This window comes from Opacimonas viscosa, from assembly GCF_024199005.1.
GTDB classification, from domain to species: domain Bacteria; phylum Pseudomonadota; class Gammaproteobacteria; order Enterobacterales; family Alteromonadaceae; genus Opacimonas; species Opacimonas viscosa.
On sequence record NZ_JANATA010000203.1, the window covers coordinates 1 to 259 of the forward strand.

1 protein-coding gene is annotated in these 259 nt (G+C 50.6%); it reads right to left on the minus strand.

The window, feature by feature from the left end; translation table 11 throughout:
• Window positions 1–259 (minus strand): translocation/assembly module TamB domain-containing protein (locus NLF92_RS13310; RefSeq protein ID WP_254102723.1); only part of this gene is annotated, 259 nt, incomplete at both ends.

Below are 259 nucleotides of genomic sequence, written 5' to 3' on the forward strand. Positions count from 1 at the left end.
TGAAAACAAATTCACACTGGGTTGCGACGCTGGCCCTTCAATACGCACACCGGCAATGACGTCATCTTCAGTTAGTTCGGGATCGCGAATGGCTTCAACCAGCAACATAGGCTGGTCGATAGGGCCGTTAAACTGCACTTCACCGGTTCGGATAATCAGGTTTTGACCATAGACTTCGTAGCGGCCGTTTAATATCTGCAGGTCACCAAAGCCCGTTAACGCAGGCTGAGTTTGAACCTTGATGCCGCCACTTAACGAG